Origin of the sequence: Variovorax sp. Varisp41, assembly GCF_047325085.1 — a bacterium.
Classification (GTDB): Bacteria; Pseudomonadota; Gammaproteobacteria; order Burkholderiales; family Burkholderiaceae_C; genus Variovorax.
Genome location: NZ_CP168540.1, coordinates 5577100 through 5591558 on the forward strand (window position 1 = coordinate 5577100; position 14459 = coordinate 5591558).

Below are 14459 nucleotides of genomic sequence, written 5' to 3' on the forward strand. Positions count from 1 at the left end.
ATGGGCTTTCCTTTCTGCCCTTACCCCGAGCCCATCGCCGTCTGTGGCGGTCTGGCGTTGCTCTATGTGCTGTGGGTGGCCCTCAAATGAGCATGCTCGCCTTGTCGCCCGCTGGAGAGGCCTTCGCTGCGCGTGCTCGTGCGCGCTCGCGTGAGGTCCGAGAAGGCCGCGAAGCGGCCGGGCTTGTCTCAGTATCAACAACTTGCAGGGGGCTGCCTACGGCCATGGCCTGGGCAGACAACTGCATCACCATCGACCCGAAGCAGACGCGTGTAACGCGGCTGCGCAAAGGCCTCGGTATTGCTGCGAAGCAGCTTCACAACCAGGGCGACCGCAACCAGCAAATCTGGATGCAGACCCTGACCTACGCGGGCACCAACCGCGACTGGCGCCCCGAGCACATCAGCCGATACCTCGATGCCATGCGCAAGTGGCATTACGCAGTGACCGGCTCGAAGACGTTGCGCTATGCATGGGTCGCAGAGTTGCAACAGCGTGGCGTTATTCACTACCACGTGATTGTCTGGCTAGCTGGTGGCCTGACCCCGCCGAAGGGGGATATCGCATGGAAGCGCCGCGACAAAGCCGGCCTCGTGCATTGGGAGCCGCCTATGTGGCCGCACGGCATGACTCGCCGCGATCTGTCCACCGCGCCGGTGGCCTACCTCATGAAATACGCCTCGAAGGTCGAGAGCAAGAACGTTGGGAGCTTCCCTCATGGAGCACGTATTCACGGCGCGGGTGGCATGGATGCTACTGGCCGCGCTATTCGTCGGTGGGTGCTGTGGCCTGCTTATGTGCAGGGCAATGCTTCGATCTCCGACCGCTTCCGACCTGCGCCGGGCGGCGGTTATCGAAATGATGAAACCGGAGAGCTTCTCCAGGCTGAGTTCGCACCAACAGGCGGGGGTTTTTCTAGCTTTTTGCGAATCCGGCGCACGCCTCGATCCATTGAGGCCCATGGGCCTTTTTCCTGGCTTCCCCAGTGCCAAACCGTTCATTAAGTGCGAGAGGCGCTGACAGATGGTCCGTTATTTCTTCCGTCGTGTCGTGGGCGCACTGGCCTCGCGTCTCGTCGGGCTGTTGTTCAACCTGTTCAGGAGGTAGTTATGGATGACGACGAGGATGTAGTTTGTCCAGCGTGCGGTGTCGCGTCGGAGGCTGTGGAGGTTTTCGTGGAATGGCACGGCCAGTGCCCCAACTGTGGGGAGCGGCCTGACGCTGATGACTGGACCGCATCTAGCGGTTCGGGGGAGTAGACCGTGGGGGAAGTGGACGACTTCGATCCCGAAGGCGTATGCATCCACTGCGGTGCGGAAGTGGCTTACTCGGACTGGGAGGAGCACCCGTTCAATGACGGGATCGTGTGCCCGCACTGCGATGGGCCTCAAGCGGTCGATGACGTGTACCCAGAGGTCTGATGCGCTATCTCGTCTGCACCGTTGAGGCCAGCCCATGCCCGCCTGAGAGCGTGGTGTCGATGCCGTTTTTGGAGACAGTGGATTTCACCGCGATGGGCATCACGCCCGAGGCACTGCTCTATGTCTTCGGCTGGGGATTCGCAGCGGTCTTTACCTTCTGGCTCATTGGCTTCGGCGTGGGTCTCGCAGTCGCACAGATTCGAAAGCTCTGATCAGCCGATGGCCTCGCGTGCGGGGTCTTCGGGTGTCGGTTTCCGATGCCTGTTCTTCAACTTCTGAAAAGGAAAATGTCATGCTGAAAAGCCTCCGCAACACCGCCCGCAAGTACGGTTCCAAGGCTCTGGTGATCGGTGCGATGGGCACCGGCGCTGTGAGCGCATTCGCGCAAGAGTCGACCAATCCCATCGTGCAAATGCTCGATGCGGTCGGCCTCGCTGGCGTCGTCGCCGGCATCGTGGCGGCCGGTCTGGTTATCGTGAGCATCGCGCTCGCGGAAAAGGCTCCCACCGTCGCCAAGCGCGTCATCCGCCGCGTCTAAGCCATGTTGGCAGGCGCGCTCCTCGCTCTGTTCTGGGCGATCATCCTCTTGATCGGAGCGATGGGCGCGCTCTGCTTCGTTGCTGGCTACAAGTCTGCGCAATGAACTGGCTACACGCTCTTATCGTTGGCGCGGCTATTGCCTGGGCCGGCGCACAGAATGCACATGCCGGGCGCGGTATCGATCGCGCAACGGGACAGGCAGTTTGGGATGCGGCCGTGAAGGGTCGCACTACGACCATCGGCACTGGTGCCGGTGCGATGAAAGTGATATCGCCCGCTGGCACTTCCAGTGCGACTGCCTCGGGTGGTACCAAGGTCACTGGTAGCGGCAACGTGCCGGTTGATGGAAAAAACGTGCCTGTCGGCATGTCTGGCGAGGTCGCTAAGGATGCGATTGTTGGCGGCGTTATAGGCTGCGCAACTGGCGGTTTGCTTGGTTGTGCCTTGGGTGCTGGTGTGCCGCTGGCAACGGCGTACTTTGGCCTGTCTGGCGCGCGCGTTACTCCGAGTGGTGACCTCGAGTTGCCCGATCCGAACGTCTGCACGATGGCGCCCTGTTATGCCTATTACGTGTTGAATCAGTCGCCAAAGAGGGATACCCCGGCGCAGGCTTGCGATGACTACGCCATTGATTTCGTGAAGTACAGCACCGGCTACAAGTCTGCAACCACGACGACGACCAGCGCTACCCGATGCGATATCAAGGCTGTGAGATACGACAACTCTGTCTACACCGGTTACTCGCCGATCTACAAGAATTCCGCTCCGCCAAAGTCGCCGACGTGGTATCCGGCGACGCCGCAGCAGGTCAAGGATGCGCTCTACAACAATAACCCGCCGCCGGGGATCGTTGACGAGCTGGCAAAGTTCGGGAACATCACGTGGCCTCTTGGTAATCCTCAAGTCACAGGCCCTTCTGAGGTAAAGGGTCCAAAGACGACGTCTACCACTCAGGACGGTAACAGGACCATCACGAGCGTGTCTCAGGACAGCACGCCGCTTTCGTATTCGGGCCCCAGTGTCACGGCCGGGAATACCACACGCACGACGACGACCACAACCACGACGACCAACCCTGACGGGACGACCTCTAGTCAGACCAGCACCACGAGTTCCACAACAGAGCAGGTGGACGTGCCGGATGACGCAACGAAGCCGCCGCCTGAGGATGCGCCGACTGACACACCGCTTCCTGCGGTACCGGACCTCTACACGCGCAAGTACCCGGGCGGAATGGAGGGCATCTACAACCAGTACAAGGACCAGCTGAAAAACACTTCGCTGGTCCAGCTAGCGTCACAGCTAATGCCGAACGTCGGCAACGGTGGCACCTGCCCCGTGTGGGTGATCAGCCTTGATTTTGAGTCGTGGGCGGCCTTCGGGTCGCATGACGTGGCCCCGCCTTGCTGGATTTGGGACGTGGCGAAAGCGATCTGCATCCTCGGCGCGCTGTTGATGGCGCGTGCATTGATTTTCGGAGGCTGACATGGCCGCTGCGTTCACGATGCTGCTTGCCAAGATTGCTGCGGTGGTCAAGTGGTTTGGTGACCTGTTCGTCAAGGTCTTCGTTGCGCTCTGGGACCTCATTCGCGATGCGGCCTGTTGGCCGTTCGAACAGGTCATGAAGATCGCGGTTAGCGCTGTTCAGGCTATAGACCTCTCGGGCATACAGCCCTATGTATCGCAGGCTGGCTCGCTACCTGCCGAGATGCTCAACATCCTTGGTCTGCTGGGCCTTGGCACGTGTTGTTCCATCATCGTGGCTGCTATCAGTATCCGCCTGATTTTGCAGCTCATTCCGTTCACAAGGCTTGGATCATGATCAACGGTCTTGAGGGTATTCCAGGCTCTGGCAAGAGCTATGAGGCGAGTGTTTTTCAGGCCCTGGCGGCGCTCAAAAGTGGCCGGAAAATCATCACGAATCTGCCGCTCGTTATCGAGGCGTTCGCAGCTATCGAGCCCGCGTATCGTGACTTGATCGAGATGCGCTATGCCCCCGCGCCTGTGCGCGGCACGTGGGTTGCTGATCGGATCGATCCCGCCACCGGAAAGGGTCAGGCGTTCCAGCTTTTCGAGGATGGACGCACCGAGCCGCCCTCGGAGGGTGCGAGGCCCTTCGGTACCGTCTGGTGTTACTGGTCGGACTGGAAGCACCCAGAGACCGGGCATGGCCCGTTGTTTCTGGTGGACGAATGCCATGTGCCGATGCCGCGGCTCGGCACGCAGAAGGACGTGATGGAGTGGTACAAGCTCCATCGGCATTTCAACTGCGACGTGATGCTCATGACGCAGGTGTTTCGGAAGATGTGCCCCGACATTGCCGAGCTGATGGGGATGGTGATCAAGGTTCGGAAAGCCGACGTGCTTGGCCGTCCTGATGAGTACATCCGAAAGGTTCACGCTGGCTATCGCGGCGCGGTCATTCAAGAGAGCATCCGCAAGTACGAGCCTCAGTTCTTCCAGCTCTATGTGAGCCATACCCAAGGCAATGCCGTGCTGGAGTCGGGTGCTGCCGACGTGGCGCCTTTGTCGGTCAAGCTCAAGCGATGGAGCTGGGCTGTATACGCGCTGACGGCTGTGGCCGTCGTGACGGCTGTAGTGCTCAACATGGGCGACAAGAAGAAGCCCGGGAAGGAAGTCGCGCACCGCGCGCCCGTCTCCGTCGCCCAGGCGGCCTATCCTGTGGGATCTGGCATGGCCGCGCAGCCTGTCCCGGTGCGTGAGGCACCTGCCCCCTTGCCTGCCGCCGAAAAAGCGCCTGTAGGGGCGCCTGCCGCGCCCAAGGGTGATCCGGAGCCCTTCGCTGGCAAGGCTATCCATCTCACCGGAATGATGCGGCTCAAGGGGCGTGTGGTGTATAGCTTCGCGCTCTCCGCGTCTGGCGCTGTCTTCGCGCAGATCACGAGCGATGACCTGGTGGCCGCAGGCTATACCTGGGACGCGCGTGGTGACTGCGTTGGATACCTCCGGTGGCGTGGCGATGCTCGCGCTGTCATTTGCGATGCACCGGTTCGGCAGGCCGGCTCGCCCGATAAGCCCATCGTGATGAATGGGGGCTACTCGTCTGACGGGCGAATCGTCCCTCCGTCGCACCAGCCCGAGCAATCGAGTCCCCGTTTGACCACGATGTGAGCGCGACGGCATCGAGCACGTGGCGTGGAGGGGCCCCGCCTGCGGGGATGCCACGCCGCGCGCACAGAGGCCGTCGCGCCGAACTGTTTGAGTTACATGCCTTGTCCTCCCCTCGCCCTCGTTCTGCTGAGCAGCGGGGACCCGCTTGCGGGGCTGGGGGTATGGGGGTGCAGACCCCCATGGAGGAACGTCGAACGCTGTAGGCCCGGGTTATCGGACTAGCCGCCATGCGATCAGCAGCAGAACCGCGATGCAGAGCCAGACAAGTAGCTTCAAGCTCCAATGCCAGTCTGCGCCCCATAGCTGTGGCGGGTTGGCATTGTCCAGAAGGTCTACCGGAATTTTGCGTTGTCGAGCCTGTGGTTTTGAGCGCGCACGGCTCTCTGCCTCTTCCTCTCGTCGCCTGCGGTCGTATTCCTCCCGGTACCAATCGCGGTCCTGAATCCCCATGGTGCTCACCTCCGGGCGTGAGCGTAGCGCACGTTGCGCGAGGAAAAGTTAAAGTAAAACATTAAGCTATCAAAATGATAGCTCTCGAGAGGGGTAGCTAGGATGTTGGTTGGCTATGCGAGGGTGAGCACGGGGGATCAAGACACGAGATTGCAGCGGGACGCGCTGTTGGCGGCCGGTGTTGAGCGGATCGTGCATGAGAAAGGGTCGGGGGTAGGCCCGAGGCCCGAGTTGCATCGGGCGGTTGAAGCTCTGCAACCGGGGGACGTGTTGGTAGTCTGGAAAATTGATCGTTTGGCGCGTAGCTCGCGGCACCTGTGGGACGTGGTCGATCAGGTCAAGGCGCGAGGCGCTGGCTTTCGTTCTCTGACCGAGCCAATCGATACATCGTCGCCGATGGGCGAGTTCGTCTTACAGATACTCGGTGCAGTGGCCCAGCTTGAGCGGGCGTTGATCCACGAGAGGTGCGAGGCGGGGAGGGTGGCAGCTAGGGCACGAGGCGTTGTCTTTGGTCGCCGGCCGCTCGTGGTTGGTGAGCATTCCCAGGCATGTGCGAGGCTCTATCGTGCCGGGTTCACCATCAAAGAAATTTCGATGATGTTCGATGTGTCCTACTCGGGGGTACGAGCCGCACTGGTGCGCGAGCGCGTTACCTTTCGTCCCAGGTTCCTTAGATTTTGAACGTACAACACTAAAATCTTGCAATGCTGGACGACCGCGCCAAGTTGCTGCTCAAGACGCTCGTCGAGCGCTACATCGCCGACGGCCAGCCGGTCGGCTCGCGAACGCTCTCGCGTTCCTCGGGCCTGGACCTCTCGCCCGCGACCATCCGCAACGTGATGTCGGACCTCGAGGCGCTCGGGCTGATCGCCAGTCCGCACACCTCGGCCGGCCGCGTGCCCACGGCGCGCGGCTACCGGCTTTTCGTCGACACCATGCTCACCGCGCAGCGCGAGCACCTGGCCGCGCCGAGCCTCGCGCCCGACCAGCCGCAGCGCGTGATCGCCAATGCGGCGCACCTGCTGTCGAACCTCTCGCAGTTCGTCGGCGTGGTGATGGCGCCACGGCGTTCGTCGGTGTTCAAGCAGATCGAGTTCCTGCGCCTGTCGGACCGCCGGCTGCTGGTGATCATCGTCTCGCCCGAGGGCGACGTGCAGAACCGCGTGATCTTTCCCGAGGCCGATTACTCGCAGTCGCAGCTGGTCGAGGCCGCGAACTACATCAACGCCCACTACGCGGGCCTGACGATCGAGCAGGTGCGCGACCGGCTGCAGTCCGAGGTCGACACGCTGCGCGGCGAGATTGCGGCGCTGATGCAGGCGGCCGTGAAGGTCAGCTCGGACGTGCTGAGCGAATCGCAGGAGGACGACGTCGTGATCTCGGGCGAGCGCAACCTGCTCGCGGTCAGCGATTTCTCGAGCGACATGGGGCAGCTGCGGCGCGCCTTCGAGCTCTTCGAGCAGAAGGCGCAGCTGATGCGGCTGCTCGACGTGTCGAGCAAGGCCGAGGGCGTGCGCATCTTCATCGGCGGCGAGAGCCAGGTGGTGCCGGTCGAGGAGCTGTCCATCGTCAGCGCCAACTACGAGGTCGACGGCCAGGTCGTGGGCACGCTGGGCGTGATCGGCCCGACGCGCATGCCCTACGAGCGCATGATCCAGATCGTCGACATCACCTCGAGGCTGGTCAGCAACGCGCTGAGCCACCGCAAGTAGCGGGGCGCCTTTTCGGCGCGAATAGAATCGGGTCCACGTGGGCCGTTAGCTCAGTTGGTTAGAGCAGCGGACTCATAATCCGTTGGTCGCTGGTTCAAGCCCAGCACGGCCTACCACCCGTATTTTTGAGATTTGTTTCGACGAATCGGAAAGGTCCCAAAAATACGTGCTATGATCGCAAGCTGTGCGGCTGTAGCTCAGTTGGATAGAGTACTTGGCTACGAACCAAGGGGTCGTGGGTTCAATTCCTGCCAGCCGCACCACTCTTCAAGGGTCAACTCGGAAACGAGTTGACCCTTTTCTTTTTGGTGCGGGGCTCGTCCGTGCACGGCGGACGCCACGCTTTTCTTTCGATCTCCGAAAGGCGTCGCTTGAACAAGGCATTCACCAAGGAAACGGATTCCGACGCGGACGACGATGGCGCCGACGGCGCCATGCCGCCGCTGCCCGCGGGCGGCAAGAACTACATCACGCCGGCGGGCTACGAGCGGCTGCGGACCGAGTTGCTGCACCTGATGGACGAGGAGCGGCCCAAGGTGGTCGAGGCCGTGCACTGGGCCGCCAAGAACGGCGACCGCTCGGAGAACGGCGACTACCTCTACGGCAAGAAGCGGCTGCGCGAGATCGACCGCCGCATCCGCTTCCTCACCAAGCGCCTCGAGATCGCCGAGGTGACCGACCCCTCCGTGCACCACGGCAGCGACCAGGTCTTCTTCGGTGCCACGGTGCGCTATGCGGACGAGAGCGGCGACGAGCGCAGCGTGACGATCCTCGGCATCGACGAGGCCGACAGCGCGCAGTCGCAGGTCAGCTGGATCTCGCCGATCGCGCGGGCGCTGCTGAAGGCGCGGGAGGGCGACGTGGTCAAGCTCGTGACGCCGGGCGGCGCGCACGAGGTCGAGTTGCTGTCGGTCGTCTATCCGGCGCCGGGCGCCGCATAGAGGCTGCGCCGCAGGCGCGGAATCAGGACGCGGGAACGCTGCGCGCGGCGGACAGCACCGAGGTGGTCCGGCGCACCGAACGCAGCACCGCATCGAGGTGCGAGCGATCGCGCACCGCGATCACGAAGCGCAGATCGGTCGAATCCTGCGGCGTCTCGTCGGCCATCTCGACGTGGGTGATGTCGGCTTCGGCATCGGCCAGCGTGGCGGCCACGCGCGCCAGCACGCCCTTGTCGTTGCGCACGGTGATGATCACGCCGGTTTCGAAGGCGCGTGTCGGTTCGTCGGCCCACTCGACCGCGAAGAAGCGTTCGCTGTCCTTGTGGCGCAGGCGCTGGCCCACGCCGCAGGCCTCGGTGTGCACCACCAGGCCCTCGCCGTGGCCGAGGTAGCCCACGATCGGGTCGCCCGGGATCGGGCGGCAGCACAGCGCGAAGCGCACCGACGAGTTCTCGCTGCCGTCGAGCGTGACCGCGCCTTGCGAGATGGTTTCGTGCGAGATGAAGCGCTCGCGGCTCAACAGCAGCGCGTCGGGGCGCTCGCCGAGCTCGGCCATGAGCGCCATCAGCCGCTTGGCCACGATGCTCGCGATGCGCTTGCCCAGGCCGATGTCGGTCAGCAGTTCGGCGCGCGTGCGGTTGCCGGTGAAGCGCAGCAGCTTTTCCCACAGCGGCTGGTGCTCCGCATCGTCCTCGGGCAGCTTGCTCAGGCCTTCGGCGCGCAGGGCCTGCGCCAGCAGCTTCTCGCCCAGGCCTTCGGATTCGGCGTGGGCCAGGGTCTTGAGGTAGTGGCGGATCTTCGAGCGCGCACGGCCGGTCCGCACGAAGCCGAGCCAGGCCGGATTGGGCGTGGAGACCGGCGCGGTGATCACCTCGACCACGTCGCCGTTCTTGAGCTCGGTGCGCAGCGGCACCTGGTCGCCGTTGATGCGCGCGGCCGAGGTGTGGTCGCCGATGTTGCTGTGGATCGCGTAGGCGAAGTCGACCACGGTCGCGCCGCGCGGCAGCGCCATGATCTGGCTCTTGGGCGTGAAGACGTAGACGGCGTCGGGGAACAGGTCGACCTTGACGTGGTCCCAGAACTCCGCGGCGTCGCGTGTCTCGTCCTGGATGTCGAGCAGCGACTGCAGCCACTTGGTGCCCAGGCGGTCGTTGCTGGCCGTGCTCGGGTCCGCGGCCTTGTAGAGCCAGTGCGCCGCCACGCCCGACTCGGCCACCACGTGCATGGCGTCGGTGCGCAGCTGGAATTCGACGCTGACGCCCGCCGGGCCCACCAGCGTGGTGTGCAGCGACTGGTAGCCGTTGAGCTTGGCGATCGCGATGTGGTCCTTGAACTTGCCCGGCAGCGGCTTGTACATCTGGTGCAGGATGCCCAGGCCGGTGTAGCAGGCGATCACGTTCGGCACGATCAGCCGGAAGCCGTAGATGTCGGTGACCTGGGCGAAGCTCAGGTGCTTTTCCTCCATCTTGCGGTAGATCGAATAGAGCGTCTTCTCGCGCCCCGCGATCCGCAGCGTCATGTTGGCGGCGGCGAAGGCGGTCTCGACCTCGCGCTGCACCTTCTGGATCAGGTCGCGCCGGCGACCGCGCGCCTTGGCCACGGCCTTGGCCAACGTTGCATAGCGCCACGGTTTGAGGTGCCGAAACGACAGTTCCTGTAACTCGCGGTACGTCTGATTGAGGCCGAGCCGGTGCGCGATAGGTGCGTAGATGTCGAGCGTTTCGCGCGAGATCCGGGCCCATTTCTCGCGCGGCGCGTCGGCCAGCGTGCGCATGTTGTGCGTGCGGTCGGCCAGCTTGACCAGGATCACGCGCACGTCGCGCGCCATCGCCAGCAGCATCTTGCGGAAGGACTCGGCCTGGTTCTCCTCGCGCGTGTTGAACTGCAGCTTGTCGAGCTTGGTGAGGCCATCGACCAGCTCGGCGACCGGCGCGCCGAAGCGCTCGATCAGTTCGGGCTTGGTGACGCCGCAGTCCTCGATGGCATCGTGCAGCAGGGCGGCCATCAGGGCCTGCGCGTCGAGCTTCCACTCGGCGCACTGCGCCGCCACGGCGATCGGGTGGGTGATGTAGGGCTCGCCGCTGTTGCGCAGCTGGCCCAGGTGGGCCTCGTCGGCGAAACGGTAGGCGCGGCGGACCAGTTCGGTGTCTTCGGGGCTCAGGTAGTCAAGCCTGGCCGTCAGGGCCGCGAAGCTGGCGGCGGCCGCATTCAGCGCCGCCGGGCTCGGCTTCGGCGTGCCCGCAGGGGCATGGGACTGAGATTTTGCGACCGCGCTCATGGCTATCACTTTAGCGTGACCGCTGTGTGGACGTGATCAGGCGTAAAAAAAGCACCGCGTCGCGGTGCTTTTCCGTTGCAAGCCTGCGTCAGCAATCAGCCGGGAACCTTCTTGAGCATTTCCAGGCCGATCTTGCCTTCGGCGATCTCGCGCAGCGCGGTCACGGCCGGCTTGTTCTTGCTTTCGATCTTCGGGGCATGGCCCTGGCTCAGCATGCGCGCGCGGTAGGTCGCGGCGAGCACGAGCTGGAAGCGGTTGGGGATCTGCTGCAGGCAGTCTTCGACGGTGATGCGGGCCATGATGGAATCTTTCGGTCGGTGAGCGAGGAATCAGGGGATGTTCAGGGCGGCGAAAGTGTCGGCACGCGCGCGTCGCTGTGCGGAATACCGGAGCCGCTGAGCGTGGACGATCGCCTTGAGATCGAACAGTGCGCGCTCAAATAACTCGTTGATTATAACGAAATCGAATTTCCCGGCCTGCGCCATCTCTTCGGCGGCGTTCTGCAGCCGCAGTTCGATGACCGCGGCGCTGTCCTCGCCCCGGCGTTCCAGCCGCGAGCGCAGCTCTTCCCAGCTCGGCGGCAGGATGAAGATCATCACCGCGTTCGCGAAGGCCTTGCGGATCTGCAGCGCGCCCTGGAAGTCGATCTCGAGGATCACGTCGGCGCCCTGAGCGATGCGTTCCTCGATCGCCTTCTTGGAGGTGCCGTAGCGCTGCCCGTGCACGTGGGCCCATTCGACGAAGGCGTCCGAGGCCACCATGGCGTCGAACTCCGAGGTCGAGGCGAAGAAGTATTCGCGGCCGTGCTTTTCCTGCCCGCGCGGCGAGCGCGTCGTGTGCGACACGGAGGGCTGCACCGCCGAGTCGAGCTCCATCAGGGCCTTCACGAGGCTCGACTTGCCGGCCCCGCTCGGTGCCGCAACCACGAAGATGTTGCCGGGATAGTCCATGCTTTCCTTCACTCGCTCGCTCACTCGATGTTCTGCACCTGCTCGCGCATCTGCTCGATCAGCACCTTCATGTCCACGCCGATGCGCGTGAGTTCCAGCGCCGCCGACTTGGAGCCCAGCGTGTTGGCCTCGCGATGCAGCTCCTGGATCAGGAAGTCGAGCCGCTTGCCGATCTCGCCGCCCTTCTTGAGCAGCCGCTCGATCTCGTCGAGATGCGAGTTCAGCCGCGTCAGCTCCTCGGCCACGTCGATGCGGATCGCGAACGCGGTCGCCTCGGTCAGCGCGCGGTCCTGCGCCGCCTCGGGCAGCGTGCCGCCGCCGTTGGCGCCCAGGCCCATGGCCTCCTGCCAGCGCTCGAGAAAACGAGTGCGCTGCTGTTCGACCAGCTGCGGCACCAGCGGTCCGGCCTGCGCGACCAGCTCGCGCAGTTGCCCAAGGTGGGCCTCGAGCATCTTGGCCAGCCGCGCGCCTTCGCGCTGGCGGGCCGACACCAGGGCATCGAGCGCCTTGCCGGCCACCTCGAGCAGGTCGGCGCCCCAGTCGCCGCGCGGCGCGCTGTCGCTGCCCGCCAGCCGCAGCACGTCGGCCACGCTGAGTTCGCGCGCGCCGGGCAGCCAGGCCTTGATGCCGTCCTGCACGCCGTTGAGCCGCTGCAGCAGCTTGACGGAAGGCTCCGCCACGCCGCCCTGGGCATTGCTTTCGATGGCAGCGCGCAGCTCGACCTTGCCGCGCTTGAGGCGGCCGGTCAGCAGTTCGCGCAGGGCGGTCTCGTGCTGGCGCAGCTCTTCGGGGAGCTTGAAGGTGAGGTCGAGGAAGCGGCTGTTGACCGAGCGGATTTCGACCCCGAGCCGGCCCGCGGCGGAGGGCCGCGCGTCGGCTTCGGCGTGGCTGCCCGAGGGGCCGTTCTGGCCGCTGGCATAGCCGGTCATGCTGTAAACTGGCATTGCGCCTCTCTGTGGTTCTGCTTGCATGCACCGAGGCACCGGCACGGCGTTCGCTTGCCGCACCATCGCCTTCGGGCGAAACTCCCGGATTATGTCAAAGGTCAAGCCGTCACCTCTGCCGCCCGATACGACCATCGGCGGCTACCGCATCGTTCGCAGGTTGTCGGCGGGCGGTTTCGGGGTGGTGTACCTGGCCATCGACCCCAGCGGCCAGCAGGTCGCGGTCAAGGAGTATCTCCCTTCTTCGCTCGCCACCCGCGGCCCCGGCGAACTCGCCCCGCAGGTGCCGGCCGAGAAGCTCTCGCTGTACCGCCTCGGCCTCAAGAGCTTCTTCGAGGAAGGCCGCTCGCTCGCGCAGATCTCGCATGCCTCGGTGGTCAGCGTGCTCAACTTCTTCCGCGAGAACGAGACCGTCTACATGGTCATGAACTACCTGGAGGGCGCGACCCTGCAGGACTTCGTGGTCACCGCGCGCGACCTCAAGCGGCAGAAGGTGTTCCGCGAATCGACGATCCGCTCGCTGTTCGACGAGATCCTGCGCGGCCTGCGCATCGTGCACCAGTACAAGATGCTGCACCTCGACATCAAGCCCGCCAACATCTTCGTCACCGACGACGACCGGGCCGTGCTGATCGACTTCGGCGCCGCGCGCGAAGTGCTCAGCAAGGAAGGCATCTTCATCCGCCCGATGTACACGCCCGGCTTCGCCGCGCCCGAGATGTATCGCCGCGATTCCTCGATGGGCCCCTGGACCGACATCTACGCGATCGGCGCCTGCATCTACGCCTGCATGCAGGGCTATCCGCCCAACGACGCGCCGCGCCGCATCGAGAAGGACCGCCTGAGCCTCTCGCTGTCGCGCCTGCGCGGTGTCTATTCCGACAACCTCATCGAGGTGGTCGAGTGGTGCATGTCGCTCGATCCGCTCTCGCGCCCGCAGTCCGTGTTCGCGCTGCAGAAGGAACTCAGCCGCGAGGGCGAGCGCCGCTACACCAAGCTCACCGTGGGCGAGAAGGTGCGCCTGTCGATCGACAACATCCGCTCCTTCGACAAGAAGAGCGCGCCCCGCGCGGCGGCACCGACGACCCGCCCGGCATGACGACGCAGCGCATCGCCTCCCCGATCTTTGCCCGCCTGGAAACGCGGCCATGAAGTTCTCCGTCTTCCAGGTCAGCCGCAAGGGCGGCCGCGTCAAGAACGAAGACCGCATGGGCTACTGCTACACGCGCGAATCGGGCCTGTTCGTGCTGGCCGACGGCATGGGCGGCCATCCCGAGGGCGAGGTGGCCGCGCAGATCGCGCTGCAGACCGTGGCCGCGCTCTACCAGCGCGAGGCACGCCCGATGGTGAAGGACCCCAAGGCCTTCCTCGCCGAATCGGCGATGGCCGCGCACCAGCAGATCATGCGCTACGCCAGCAGCAAGGCGATGCTCGACACGCCGCGCACCACCGTGGTCGCGGCCGTGCTGCAGGCCGGCATGGCCACCTGGATGCACTGCGGCGACTCGCGCCTGTACGTCGTGCGCGACGGCCGCCTGCTGGTGCGCACGCTCGACCATTCGCATGCCGAGCGCCCGCGCCACCGCGGCGTGTCCGAGTCCTCGCCCGCCAACCGCAACCTGCTGCTCACCTGCCTCGGCTCGCCCACCACGCCGCTGTTCGACGTGTCGGCCCCGCTCGCGCTGCAGCGCGGCGACCGCATCATGCTGTGCTCCGACGGCGTCTGGGGCGTGCTCGACGACGCGCTCATCGTCCATACCCTGTCGTCCGGCAAGCCCGTGTCCGATGCCGCCCCCGACCTCGCCGAGATGGCGCTGCGCAAGGGCGGCTCGCACAGCGACAACGTGACGCTGATCGCGCTCGAATGGGAAATGCCCGACGCTCCCGGCGAGGAGCCCGGCATCTCCACCGACAGCATCAGCGACGGCGTGTTCGCCTCGACCATCCAGGCCGGCATGCTCGCCGACGACGAGATCGAGGACCTCGACGAGGACGCCATCGAGCGTTCGATCGCCGAGATCAACGAAGCCATCCGGCGTTCGGCGGCCCGCAAGACCTGAATCGTTCCGCGCCTTCCCGTTCGAGGGCGCG

The 14459-nt window shown here is 64.6% G+C and carries 15 protein-coding genes and 2 tRNA genes; 13 read left to right on the forward strand and 4 right to left on the reverse strand.

What is annotated here, in order from left to right; translation table 11 throughout:
* Nucleotides 1-224: 224 nt before the first annotated feature.
* The 11 genes from ACEN9J_RS25830 (at nucleotide 225) to greB (ending at nucleotide 8196) form a co-directional block, all read left to right on the forward strand.
* Entirely contained in the window at nucleotides 225-1004 is a 780-nt protein-coding gene (locus ACEN9J_RS25830) for a hypothetical protein (protein ID WP_413762420.1), read from the forward strand.
* 416 nt (nucleotides 1005-1420) lie between these two features.
* Nucleotides 1421-1633, forward strand: coding sequence for a hypothetical protein (locus ACEN9J_RS25835; protein ID WP_413762421.1), 213 nt, complete (start codon nucleotides 1421-1423; stop codon nucleotides 1631-1633).
* A gap of 80 nt (nucleotides 1634-1713) precedes the next feature.
* Entirely contained in the window at nucleotides 1714-1959 is a 246-nt protein-coding gene (locus ACEN9J_RS25840) for a hypothetical protein (RefSeq protein WP_413762422.1), read from the forward strand.
* A 101-nt stretch (nucleotides 1960-2060) separates the two neighbouring features.
* Entirely contained in the window at nucleotides 2061-3446 is a 1386-nt protein-coding gene (locus ACEN9J_RS25845; protein ID WP_413762423.1) for a hypothetical protein, read from the forward strand.
* A gap of 1 nt (nucleotide 3447) precedes the next feature.
* Complete coding sequence (locus tag ACEN9J_RS25850; RefSeq protein ID WP_413762424.1) at nucleotides 3448-3783, forward strand: DUF2523 family protein; 336 nt, start codon at nucleotides 3448-3450, stop codon at nucleotides 3781-3783.
* The gene (locus ACEN9J_RS25855; RefSeq protein ID WP_413762425.1) at nucleotides 3780-5093 is read left to right on the forward strand and encodes a zonular occludens toxin domain-containing protein; all 1314 of its coding nucleotides are present in this window, start codon (nucleotides 3780-3782) and stop codon (nucleotides 5091-5093) included. Before ACEN9J_RS25850 ends, ACEN9J_RS25855 begins: the two co-directional genes overlap by 4 nt.
* 552 nt (nucleotides 5094-5645) lie before the next feature.
* Entirely contained in the window at nucleotides 5646-6224 is a 579-nt protein-coding gene (locus tag ACEN9J_RS25860; RefSeq protein WP_413762426.1) for a recombinase family protein, read from the forward strand.
* 23 nt (nucleotides 6225-6247) lie between these two features.
* Nucleotides 6248-7255, forward strand: a complete 1008-nt coding sequence (hrcA, locus tag ACEN9J_RS25865) for a heat-inducible transcriptional repressor HrcA (RefSeq protein WP_057595154.1) — start codon at nucleotides 6248-6250, stop codon at nucleotides 7253-7255.
* Between the two features lie 39 nt (nucleotides 7256-7294).
* Nucleotides 7295-7371 (forward strand) — tRNA-Ile (locus ACEN9J_RS25870).
* A gap of 70 nt (nucleotides 7372-7441) precedes the next feature.
* Nucleotides 7442-7518: transfer RNA gene (locus ACEN9J_RS25875), tRNA-Arg, on the forward strand.
* 108 nt (nucleotides 7519-7626) lie between these two features.
* Nucleotides 7627-8196, forward strand: a complete 570-nt coding sequence (gene greB / locus ACEN9J_RS25880; protein WP_413762427.1) for a transcription elongation factor GreB — start codon at nucleotides 7627-7629, stop codon at nucleotides 8194-8196.
* Between the two features lie 22 nt (nucleotides 8197-8218).
* Here greB and ACEN9J_RS25885 read toward each other — a convergent pair whose 3' ends face one another.
* From ACEN9J_RS25885 to ACEN9J_RS25900, 4 genes are all read right to left on the reverse strand, one after another.
* Nucleotides 8219-10474, reverse strand: a complete 2256-nt coding sequence (locus ACEN9J_RS25885) for a RelA/SpoT family protein (RefSeq protein WP_057595156.1) — start codon at nucleotides 10472-10474, stop codon at nucleotides 8219-8221.
* Nucleotides 10475-10569: 95 nt separating this feature from the next.
* Nucleotides 10570-10773, reverse strand: a complete 204-nt coding sequence (gene rpoZ, locus ACEN9J_RS25890; protein ID WP_057595157.1) for a DNA-directed RNA polymerase subunit omega — start codon at nucleotides 10771-10773, stop codon at nucleotides 10570-10572.
* Nucleotides 10774-10803: 30 nt separating this feature from the next.
* On the reverse strand, nucleotides 10804-11424 hold the full coding sequence (gmk, locus tag ACEN9J_RS25895; protein ID WP_057595158.1) for a guanylate kinase: 621 nt from the start codon (nucleotides 11422-11424) through the stop codon (nucleotides 10804-10806).
* 20 nt (nucleotides 11425-11444) lie between these two features.
* Entirely contained in the window at nucleotides 11445-12368 is a 924-nt protein-coding gene (locus ACEN9J_RS25900) for a YicC/YloC family endoribonuclease (RefSeq protein ID WP_261216980.1), read from the reverse strand.
* Between the two features lie 91 nt (nucleotides 12369-12459).
* Between ACEN9J_RS25900 and ACEN9J_RS25905 the strand changes: the two genes are divergently transcribed.
* Both ACEN9J_RS25905 and ACEN9J_RS25910 read left to right on the forward strand, forming a co-directional pair.
* Nucleotides 12460-13467, forward strand: coding sequence for a serine/threonine protein kinase (locus ACEN9J_RS25905; RefSeq protein ID WP_057595160.1), 1008 nt, complete (start codon nucleotides 12460-12462; stop codon nucleotides 13465-13467).
* Between the two features lie 49 nt (nucleotides 13468-13516).
* A complete protein-coding gene (locus ACEN9J_RS25910) occupies nucleotides 13517-14428 on the forward strand; it encodes a PP2C family protein-serine/threonine phosphatase (RefSeq protein ID WP_057595161.1) in 912 nt (303 codons plus the stop codon).
* Nucleotides 14429-14459 lie beyond the last annotated feature (31 nt).

What these genes read in the sequence shown, in the direction of transcription:
- ACEN9J_RS25830 (WP_413762420.1), top strand. Translation starts at nt 225, where the DNA reads ATGGCCTGGGCAGACAACTGCATCACCATCGACCCGAAGCAGACGCGT.
- ACEN9J_RS25835 (WP_413762421.1), top strand. Translation starts at nt 1,421, where the DNA reads ATGCGCTATCTCGTCTGCACCGTTGAGGCCAGCCCATGCCCGCCTGAG.
- ACEN9J_RS25840 (WP_413762422.1), top strand. Translation starts at nt 1,714, where the DNA reads ATGCTGAAAAGCCTCCGCAACACCGCCCGCAAGTACGGTTCCAAGGCT.
- ACEN9J_RS25845 (WP_413762423.1), top strand. Translation starts at nt 2,061, where the DNA reads ATGAACTGGCTACACGCTCTTATCGTTGGCGCGGCTATTGCCTGGGCC.
- ACEN9J_RS25850 (WP_413762424.1), top strand. Translation starts at nt 3,448, where the DNA reads ATGGCCGCTGCGTTCACGATGCTGCTTGCCAAGATTGCTGCGGTGGTC.
- ACEN9J_RS25855 (WP_413762425.1), top strand. Translation starts at nt 3,780, where the DNA reads ATGATCAACGGTCTTGAGGGTATTCCAGGCTCTGGCAAGAGCTATGAG.
- ACEN9J_RS25860 (WP_413762426.1), top strand. Translation starts at nt 5,646, where the DNA reads ATGTTGGTTGGCTATGCGAGGGTGAGCACGGGGGATCAAGACACGAGA.
- hrcA (WP_057595154.1), top strand. Translation starts at nt 6,248, where the DNA reads ATGCTGGACGACCGCGCCAAGTTGCTGCTCAAGACGCTCGTCGAGCGC.
- ACEN9J_RS25885 (WP_057595156.1), bottom strand. Translation starts at nt 10,474, where the DNA reads ATGAGCGCGGTCGCAAAATCTCAGTCCCATGCCCCTGCGGGCACGCCG.
- rpoZ (WP_057595157.1), bottom strand. Translation starts at nt 10,773, where the DNA reads ATGGCCCGCATCACCGTCGAAGACTGCCTGCAGCAGATCCCCAACCGC.
- gmk (WP_057595158.1), bottom strand. Translation starts at nt 11,424, where the DNA reads ATGGACTATCCCGGCAACATCTTCGTGGTTGCGGCACCGAGCGGGGCC.
- ACEN9J_RS25900 (WP_261216980.1), bottom strand. Translation starts at nt 12,368, where the DNA reads ATGCCAGTTTACAGCATGACCGGCTATGCCAGCGGCCAGAACGGCCCC.
- ACEN9J_RS25905 (WP_057595160.1), top strand. Translation starts at nt 12,460, where the DNA reads ATGTCAAAGGTCAAGCCGTCACCTCTGCCGCCCGATACGACCATCGGC.
- ACEN9J_RS25910 (WP_057595161.1), top strand. Translation starts at nt 13,517, where the DNA reads ATGAAGTTCTCCGTCTTCCAGGTCAGCCGCAAGGGCGGCCGCGTCAAG.